Source organism: Candidatus Megaera venefica, assembly GCF_034554655.1.
Classification (GTDB): Bacteria; Pseudomonadota; Alphaproteobacteria; order Rickettsiales; family Rickettsiaceae; genus Megaera_A; species Megaera_A venefica.
In genome coordinates this window covers 1-7,899 of sequence record NZ_JARJFB010000089.1, presented here as the reverse complement: position 1 = coordinate 7,899, position 7,899 = coordinate 1, and the positions used below count along the sequence as shown (strand labels likewise).

6 protein-coding genes are annotated in these 7,899 nt (G+C 34.1%); 4 read left to right on the top strand and 2 right to left on the bottom strand.

Features of this window, described 5'->3' with window-relative positions:
- Positions 1-159 precede the first annotated feature (159 nt).
- Positions 160-1,320, bottom strand: a complete 1,161-nt coding sequence (gene dnaN / locus Megvenef_RS05960) for a DNA polymerase III subunit beta (RefSeq protein WP_322777063.1) — start codon at positions 1,318-1,320, stop codon at positions 160-162.
- A gap of 404 nt (positions 1,321-1,724) precedes the next feature.
- Positions 1,725-3,116, bottom strand: coding sequence for a chromosomal replication initiator protein DnaA (gene dnaA / locus Megvenef_RS05955; RefSeq protein WP_410519765.1), 1,392 nt, complete (start codon positions 3,114-3,116; stop codon positions 1,725-1,727).
- A 169-nt stretch (positions 3,117-3,285) separates the two neighbouring features.
- Between dnaA and Megvenef_RS05950 the strand changes: the two genes are divergently transcribed.
- From Megvenef_RS05950 to Megvenef_RS05935, 4 genes are all read left to right on the top strand, one after another.
- Positions 3,286-3,552, top strand: coding sequence for an FAD assembly factor SdhE (locus Megvenef_RS05950; protein WP_322777062.1), 267 nt, complete (start codon positions 3,286-3,288; stop codon positions 3,550-3,552).
- The gene (gene mfd, locus Megvenef_RS05945) at positions 3,552-6,926 is read left to right on the top strand and encodes a transcription-repair coupling factor (protein ID WP_322777061.1); all 3,375 of its coding nucleotides are present in this window, start codon (positions 3,552-3,554) and stop codon (positions 6,924-6,926) included. The genes Megvenef_RS05950 and mfd overlap by 1 nt, the downstream gene beginning before the upstream one ends.
- Positions 6,927-7,180: 254 nt before the next feature.
- Positions 7,181-7,435 carry a hypothetical protein gene (locus Megvenef_RS05940; RefSeq protein WP_322777060.1) on the top strand — a complete coding sequence of 85 codons (255 nt, stop codon included), beginning with the start codon at positions 7,181-7,183 and terminating at the stop codon, positions 7,433-7,435.
- Between the two features lie 136 nt (positions 7,436-7,571).
- The coding region (locus tag Megvenef_RS05935; protein ID WP_322776028.1) for a transposase at positions 7,572-7,899 on the top strand (328 nt) is incomplete at its 3' end.

The window sequence follows — 7,899 nt, the reverse complement described above, 5'->3', positions numbered from 1 at the left end:
AAAAAATGAATGTGCGGTGATTTATTTTTGAAATTCTTGAAATTATATCAAAAATTTAGAGTTTTGACGGAGAGACTAATTATGCTTATGGAAAAAAAGTCTATTATTCATAGTTCGGGATGGTTCCAAATGGTTTTAATGAAGCCGTCCGGAAAAGCACTAAACTTTAACTGGCATTACAACAAAGCAATCTTTGGAACTCAAATTCGTTTTAATTAAAACAGGAGAAAAAGAGTCTTTAAAAAATATTTCAACTTGATCTGTATGTATTGCACCCAGCACATCACTTATGTATCTTGGATTAAAGCCAATTGAAACATTTGATCCAACGTAATTACAAGAGTTATCTTTTTCTAACGAGTAATGCAGTACCTCGCTTGCGGCACCTTTTGCTTCGCCGGAAGCTGTTATTTCCATGGATTCATTACCAATAAATAGCTTTACTGCTCTAAATTTATCTACTGTAACAGTGGCAACTCTATCAATTGCACTAGCTAAGAGCTTTGCATTGACAGTAAGTTTATTTTGATTCTCAGTTGGAATAAATGAAGAATATTCAGGAAAAGTGCCATCAATAAGCTTGGAAATTAGAACCAAATTATTACATTTAAATTTAATCTTGGTATTAGATAAAAATACTTCGATGTCAGATTGAATGTTTTTTGAGTCTTTCAATATTTTCAATAGCTCAATTACAGTCTTTCGTGGGACAATAACTCCAAAATCATCAGTCTTTTTATCCAGTAATACAGATGCTATAGAAAGCCTATGTCCGTCAGTAGAAACGCCTGAAAATTCACCTTCTTTGACATGCATGTATATGCCATTTAAATTATATCTCGTTTCCTCAGTTGACATAGAAAAATTAGTATACTCAATTACTTTTGCTAATTCAGACGAGGGGATCCTGAGGCTAACGCTAGAATCTATATCCTCCATTGCTGGAAAAGCGACAGCTGGGAGTGTCAACAATTCAAAACGGCAGTTTGCTCCAGTTATTTCAATTTTATCTGAATCAGCTATTTGTTTTATTCTGATTTTAGTATCGGGTATCTTTCTGACTATATCTGAAAGTGTTTGTGTTGAAACTGTAGTTTGTCCCTCACAAAGAACTTCTGCCCCAATTTCTTGGTTCAGGTATAAATCCATATCGGTTGCTCCGATCTCAACTATACCAGATTTTACTACTAATTTTATGTTATTCAGTTCTTGCAAAACATTTCTTTTTTCGACAACCGAATTTGCAAAACTTAAAGCATGCACTAGGTCTTTTGTCTGAACTAGCATTTCAAGATTCATTTTTTTTATATCTTCTGACATAATACCCTAAATATTTTTTTAAATTATATTAATTACCAAATCATTAGTCTCAATTTGGTTCACAACTAACTGTTCTAAGTTGTCGAAGATATAAGGAGATTTAACCTAATATAATCGACCGTGTTGTTCTGCTGAACTTAACTCGCATGCCTCCTGGTGAGGTGCAGGGGGCCTTTATAACACACCACCATCATGCTGAAGCTGCTTTGCGCCTCTCTTTCTTGTCCAGAGCTCTTTTCTCCATTGCCTCGATCCTGAAACAAGTTCAGGATGACTTCTTTTGCTTTACAAGGTCTTTGTTTTAACTAAGCCAACAAATATTTCGTTATCCGGGCCACTAGTGTCTCCTTAGCTGCTTAGCAACTTCGGACAGTTAAACAAAATTCAGCAAGACGTGCTTATAATCAACTTTGCAATATTCTAGATAAAAGATTCACTTCTTCTCGAAAATCAGGGTCTGACGCCATGAGTTCTTCTATTTTTTTTATAGCATGCATAACTGTTGTATGATCTTTTTTACCAAACTTTGCTCCTATGTCAGCGAGACTCTTTGGAGTTAATGTTTTTGATAAATACATTGCTATTTGCCTTGGTCTGGCTATAGATCTTAGTCTACTTGAAGATGACATATCAGAGACTTTCATGTTATATCTATTAGCTATTTTTTTATGTATATCTTCAACGGTTATTGTTCGCTCATTTGAGCGGAGCAAATCTCTTAAAATATCTTGAGTGCTTTCCAGGGTTATTTCTCGTCCAACAAGGGTTGAGTGTGCAATAACTTTATTAAGTGCCCCCTCTAACTCTCTGACATTCGATGTTATTTTTGAGGCTAAAAAATCAATTACATTCTTAGAGATCTTAACATCCATTTTCTCTAGCTTAGATTCAAGGATACCAATTCGAAGCTCGTAAGTTGTGCTGTGAACATCAGCAACTAATCCCCATCCAAGTCTAGATTTTATTCTATCTTCGATGTTATCAAGATCAGTTGGAGAGCGGTCACAGGAAATAACCATTTGTTTATTATTGTCGATAATTGCATTGAATGTATGAAAAAACTCTTCCTGCGTACTTTCTTTTCCACAAATAAATTGTATATCATCAATCATCAAAACATCAACAGAACGAAATTCTTCTTTAAAAGACATAATATCTTTATTACGTAGCGCTTTAATAAAGCGGTACATGAATTTCTCAGCCGACATGTACAGTACTTTTCTATTAGGATTCTTTTTATTGGCATGCCAAGCAATGGCGTGCATTAAATGAGTTTTGCCAAGACCAACCCCGCCATACAAAAATAGTGGATTGGACTTTGCGATTGCGCACTCTGCTTCAGCAACAGAAAGAGAGGCCGCATAGGCTAATTCATTTGGTGGTCCAACAACAAAATTATCAAACGTAAAACGTGGATCCAAAGAAGACGTAGTATCTTCTTTAACGTCACTTTGATCTATCAGTGATAATGTATTGGGAGAAATAACTACAACATCAGATTTAGGTAATTCTTTAGTGATTATATCAACCGATTTTACCTCAGTATCATGATGCAGTAATAGTTTTGATATGATATCAAAATAGTTAGATTTAATCCAATCTCTAATGAAATTACTTGGCGCTGAAAGTATTATTTCATTGCCTCCAATAGCTTCAAAGAAACTTATCTTACTAAACCAACTTTTATAAAGATCTTCTCCATAATGGGCAACTAAATCACGGCTTACACTTTTCCATAAGTCGGCATAATAATCACCATCTTTATATTGTGGCATAATTTGATCCAACTGTTTCATCTTTCACTAGTCTCTTAGGATAAAATATATATTTTCATAATAACGGAGGAAGCCAATTTAAGGCTTCAACATGGATTGCTGGAAATTTAAGCACGATTATAAATCGCTTGCTTTTTTACTGCTGTAGACAATAATATTACCATATTTTTTTTTTGCAAGGTCATAAATTATGAATATCAAAAACAGGGACCAATTTATCAAAAAATTGCTTTATCAAAGTTGTAATAGGGGTTGTAAAGAAACGGACTTAATTATTGGTCAGTTTGCTAAGCAAAATATAGAAAAAATGACAGATGATGAGCTGCAAATTTTTGAACATATTTTGCAACAAAATGATGCTGATTTATACGATTGGTATGTGAAGAAAAAGCCTGTTCCTGAAGAAAATTTATCCACAGTAATGACTCAAATACTAAAATTCGATCCATCTGCATAATGAAAAAACTCTTGATTCCTTTTTCTTCTAAATCACTCTACGCTTTAGAACATTTTAACAACAAAAATAAAAATCTTTTATTGTGTTGCTCAGAAGAAGAAAATACAATTTCTGCATATAAACAACTAAAATTCTATGGTCACAATGGAATTACAAAACGCCAGGTTATTCACTTTCCTAGCCTTGATACTGTTCCTTATGATAGGGTTTCTCCGAACTCTGAAATTTTGGCAAAAAGGGCTTCTGCTTTAACTGAGCTCGCAATGAATGGTGAGCCTAAAATACTTGTCACAGCAGCACAAAATTTGCTCCAGAAAATTCCTCCTCCAGAAGAATTTGTTGATTCAACATTGAGCATTAAATCTGAGGCAAAGCTTGACATTGAGGCTATAATAACGTTTCTTATAAAAGCTGGGTTTTCTAGGGTTGCCAGTGCCGTAGATAGTAGCGAATTTGCAGTAAGGGGAGAGATTGTTGATCTTGTCACGCACGCAAACAAAGGATATAGAATTAATTTTGGTTGGAATCAAATTGAGTCAATCAGGGAATATGATACTTATAGCCAAATATCAACAAAATCAGTCGATAGTCTAATTTTATCATCTGCAACAGAAACGCTTATTAACTCCCAAACTATAATTAATTTCAAAAACAATTTTCTACAACTTTTTGGTGTAAACCATATACATAGTCCAATGTATGAATCTATAATATCTGGTCAAAAATTTCATGGGTATGAACATTTAATGCCTTTGTTTTTCAAAAACATGAGTTCGCTCTATGAGTTTTTGGGTGAACATGAAATAATTTATGATAATTTGTGTCTCCAATCAATGATAGAGTTTGAAAATACTTATAATGACTTTTATGAATCTCGTTTGCTTTCAAACAAATCAAATCCAGACTCCTTTTATTTTGCTATCCCACCATCTTTCTTAATTAATAGCAGTCAAACAATCAAAGAAAGGCTATCTCTTGATAACTGCACTCTAATAGAACATGGCTCAAGTAACGATTTAACGTCTATTATAGATATCGCCATACAGGCTAAAATTGAAAACAAGACAGAGTTTGACAAATTGTTTGAGCTTATCGTAGAAAATAAGAAAAAAATTCCAATAATTCTTTGTAATTCAAAAAGTGGTAAATCTAGAATAAAAAACATTGCCGAAACTAGTGACTATGCCACTTTAGAAATTAGCAAACTATCAGAAGCCAAGAAGAATATTATAAACTTAGGGATTGCGCCATTATCGACTGGTTTTATGTCCTCTAAATATCTATTCATTGCTGAAAATGACATTTTAGGTAATAAGTTTGTTACCCAAAGCCATAAATCAGCTAGTAAAAAACTTAAGAGCATACTAACCGAACTTGATAATATTGTTGAAGGTGAAATAGTAGTTCATAAAGAGCATGGTATTGGTAGATTTGAGAAAATACAGACTATCTATGTTGATAATATAGCGCATGATTGTTTAAAAATTATCTATGCCAATAATGATATATTATATTTACCGGTTGAGAACATAGATCAGTTTAAAAAATACGGGGGTGATGAGGTCGTTCTTGACAAGCTAGGAAGTGCCAGTTGGCAAAAGCGTAAGTCCAAGTTGAAGAATAGAATAAAAGATATTGCAGCCAAGTTAATTAAAATCTCAGCTGCAAGACAGTTGGCTACAACGGCACCAACATATTTTGAACAAAGTGCCTATGACAAGTTTTGTAAAAATTTTCCTTATAACGAAACTAATGATCAAATTTCATCAATTGAAGATATAAAGTCGGACTTAGAAAGTGGCAAACTAATGGATAGGCTTATCTGTGGAGACGTTGGGTTTGGTAAAACGGAAGTTGCGATGCGTGCTACCTTTATGGTTAGTTGTAGTGTGAACGACGATAGGCCGCAAGTAGCAATTATTTCACCAACAACTATACTTTGTAAGCAGCATTTTCATAACTTTCTTGATCGATTCAAAAATATGGGTTTGAATATTGCTCAGCTATCACGCCTTATAAAGCCGTCACAAGCCAAGAAGGTAAAAGAAGGGGTGGAAAGAGGGGAAATTAACATAATAATCGGAACACATGCTTTGCTTGCTGCTGATATAAAGTTTAAAAACCTTAAAATGATCATTATTGATGAGGAACAACATTTTGGTGTTGCTCAGAAAGAGCATTTAAAACAACTAAAGTCAAATGTACACGTGTTGTCACTATCTGCAACTCCAATACCAAGAACCCTACAAATGTCAATGGTAGGCATTAAAGATTTAAGTTTGATTACAACCCCTCCGATAGATCGCTTGCCGGTTAGAACAAACGTTTTACCGTTCGATGCAGTAGTAATCCGAGATGCTCTTATGAGAGAGCGCTTCAGAGGCGGTATTAGCTTTTATGTCGTTCCTCGTATTAAGGATATTGAGTGGGTAGCAAAGCAACTAAGTGTTATTGTACCTGAGCTTAAATTTAAAATAGCTCACGGGCAAATGGCTCCATCAGAAGTTGATAATACTATGAATGAGTTTTGTGAGGCAAAATTTGATATTTTACTGTCAACAACAATAATTGAATCTGGGATTGATATTTCTATTGCAAATACTATTATTATTCATCGTTCTGATATGCTGGGTTTAAGTCAGCTTTACCAACTTCGAGGACGTGTTGGTAGAGGAAAGGTTCGAGGTTATGCGTATTTAACATTAACTCATCATAAATCTACCAAACATTCTTTGCAACGTCTTGATATTTTGCAAAATATTGATTCTCTTGGTGCTGGATTTACTATAGCTAGCCATGATATGGATCTGAGAGGATTCGGTAACCTTGTCGGTGATGAGCAATCGGGACATATCCGAGAAGTAGGGGCTGAATTATATCAAGAGATGTTAGATGAAGCAATTAATGAGCTGAAGAATGATGCTGCTAATAACTCAGAGAGCTTTAATCCAATAATCAACCTCGGTATAGCTATATTAATCCCCGATAATTATATAGAGGATTCATCTTTAAGGCTTGCTATATACAGAAGAACCGGTGATCTTAAATCAAGTGAAGAAATTGAAAATTTCCGTATAGAGATGGAGGATAGATTTGGCTTAATTCCAAAAGAGTTTAATAATCTTTTAGAAATGGTAAAAATCAGAAATATGTGTTTCAAACTAAATGTAGAAACTTTTGATAGTGGCCCAAATGGATTTGTTGTGAAATTTCGTGAGAATTTAGGTGTAGCTGAAATGGTGCTTTCTTTTATTAACAAGTTTCCAAGACATGCTAAGATAAAACCAGATAACAAACTTGTCTTCATAAAAGTCTTGAATCAAGATGCTTTAATACGTGATGCTCAAGAGTTTTTAACGAACCTAATGTTATAATAATCTGGCTATGAAGAAGTTATACTGAACTCAGATATCTGGGTTTTCTGGTATAAACAGCCACACATAACCTCATCTTCGGACTCTACAGACCTTATAACCAGCGCTTAAAAGGATTATATTTACCTTATCCATAGTTCAGGTTAATTATACAGATTTTCTAAAATATCGTTGTTGATCTTATCAAATTAGTTGACAAATATTATGTTTTTTATTAGACATTTAGAATTAATTCATCAATTTAAGGTTATATTATGAAAGAGCAAAATGTACAAGTCAAAGAATTGGCCGAGGGCACCGATCAACCATTAAAAGCCTGGAAATTGGATAAAGATGGAAATTTGCCACAAGGCGTGTCTTTACTTGAAAGTCTAGAGGCAGTGAATTTTGCCGCTCATGCTGCAAAGACCCTAGTTTCAAACAGGATGAATCTTAATTCAGATCAAGAGGTTATTAAATCTGATAATACAGAACCGCTTGAGCTGCTTGGTAGTTCTGATGCAGGATGAAGTCGACTTGCTTAGTTAGTCCCTCCGTCAAAACTCTCCCCGCCTGAATTAACAAGGGGTTTCATGTCATAAACAGCTTACAAAATCCATAAGAAAATGGTATAATTACCGCATAAAGCTTACGGATTTTAAAATTATGCCTATAGAAAATATTACTTTTCTCCAAAAACAAGAAAGGTTATTTGAAGAGAAATTATCTACAAAACTAAATCCTAAAAACAAGTTATATAAACTAAGGGATTTAGTAAATTGGTCTGAACTTGAAGCCAGAGCATTGCCTAACATTGAAATCAAGCAATTTGGTAGAAATAAGAAAGATCATAGAGTAATGCTAGCACTATCAATGCTTCAAGCTATGTACAACGGTTCTGATTCGTTTACGGAGGAAGAGCTAAAGGAAAATATTTATTGGCAATATTTTTGTGGTTATGAATATTTGCAGCAAGATCTTGATGTGTCTGAAG